Annotated in this window: 1 protein-coding gene; it reads right to left on the reverse strand. The window is 64.0% G+C overall.

From position 1 onward, the window contains the following. Positions 1-2,043: type I polyketide synthase (locus tag J2Z30_RS49190; RefSeq protein WP_245389373.1), on the reverse strand; the 2,043-nt coding region annotated here is incomplete at both ends.

Here is a 2,043-nt window from a genome sequence, read left to right on the forward strand (position 1 = left end):
GCCACATCCGGCCGCTCCACCACATGCGACCGCAAACGAGCAGCCTGACCACACAACGACCCCGACCCACGAGCCGACAACACAAACGGCAACACCGGATATTCAAGCGCAGTTGTTGTCACCATTGGCCGCCGACCCGCCATCGATGGTTCATCCGATGGTTGCTGCAGGACAATGTGGGCGTTGGTCCCGCTAATGCCGAACGAGGACACTCCAGCTCGCCGAGGTCGGCCAGTATCCGGCCATTCTCGTGATTGGGTCAACAACGCCACCCCACCGGAGGACCATTGCACCTCGGTTGAGGGGTTCTCAGCGAACAGGGTTCTCGGCAAGTACTGGTGCTGCAGTGCCATCACCATTTTGATGACCCCGGCAACGCCCGCCGCCGCCTGCGAGTGCCCGATGTTCGATTTCACTGATCCGAGCCACAGGGGAGAGCCGTCGGTGTGCTCCCGCCCATAGGTCGCCAGTAGTGCCTGCGCTTCGATCGGGTCCCCGAGCCGAGTACCCGTACCATGCCCTTCCACTACGTCAACATCGGCGGCTGTCAGCCCTGCACTGGCCAACGCCTGACGGATGACCCGCTGCTGCGAGGGTCCGTTCGGGGCCGTCAGTCCGTTCGAGGCCCCGTCCTGGTTTACGGCCGAACCCGCCAGTAGCGCGAGCACCCTATGCCCATTGCGCCGCGCGTCAGACAACCGTTCCAGCACCAACAAGCCCACGCCCTCGGACCACCCCGTGCCGTCTGCGCCCGCTCCGAATGACCGACACCGGCCATCCGGAGACAATCCACGCTGCCGCGCGAACTCCGTCAGGATCATCGGGGTGGCCATGACCGTGACACCGCCGGCCAGCGCGAGCGAGCATTCGCCCGATCTCAATGCCTGCGCCGCCAGGTGTATTGCCACCAACGATGACGAACAGGCCGTGTCCACCGTCATCGCGGGTCCCTCAAATCCGAACTGGTACGCAATTCGCCCGGATAGCACCCCGGGTGTGGTACCGGTCAGTAGGTATCCGCTGGCGTCAGGTCCCACCGCACCGTATCCATGCGGTGTTGCTCCCACCAGCACGCCGGTCTGGGTGCCGCGCAGTGAGTCCGCATCGATGCCCGCGCGCTCGAAAGCCTCCCAGGCAACCTCCAACAACAACCGCTGCTGCGGATCCATCGCCGTCGCCTCACGGGGCGAGATCCCGAAGAACCCGGCGTCGAACTCACCCGCGTCATGCAAGAACCCGCCACCACGCGCATACGTCGTCCCCGGATGGTCCGGATCCGCGTGATACAAACCCGCCACATCCCAGCCACGCGACTCCGGAAAGCCAGTGATCCCCTCCCCACCCTCGACAACCAACGCCCACAGATCCTCCGGAGAACCCACCCCACCCGGATAACGGCATGCCATCCCCACAATCACCACAGGATCATCGGCATCAGCAGTCGACGCAACCTGAGCACGCACGTCAACGTCACTGCCCAACACAACTGCTTGCAGGTGCTCAATGAGAACATCGGGCGTGGGGTAATCAAAGATCACCGAACTCGGCAGCGTAATTTTCAGGGCGCGCGAGAGCCTGTCCCGTAGTTCGCCGGACATCAAAGAATCAAAGCCCAGGTCCCGGAACGTCTGACCAAGTGCGCTCTCACTGAGCACGCCGCTGCCGAGAGTGGCTGTAATATGCGCGCGAACCAGCTCCGTCATGCGATATTCGCGCTCGGTCTCGCTGAGCCCTCGCAGCTCACTCACCAGACCCGACGACGTCTCCATCGACGTCTTCTCATCGTCCAGCATCATGTCCAGCCAGTAGTGCTGGCGTTGGAAGGCGTAGGTAGGAAGTTGGGTGCGTCGGGCGTTGGTTCCGGCAGACAGCTCCGGCCAGTTGACGGCCATTCCGGCGGCGAACAGCGCGCCGAGCCCCGTCAACACCGACTCGACCTCGTCGTGGCCATGCCGCAGGCTGGGCACCGCCGTGATGTCGCGGCCGTCCAGGCATTCCCGCACCGATCCGGTCAGGGCCGCGTCCGGACCCAACTCGACAAAC

This window comes from Streptomyces iranensis, assembly GCF_017874715.1.
Taxonomy (GTDB): domain Bacteria; phylum Actinomycetota; class Actinomycetes; order Streptomycetales; family Streptomycetaceae; genus Streptomyces; species Streptomyces iranensis.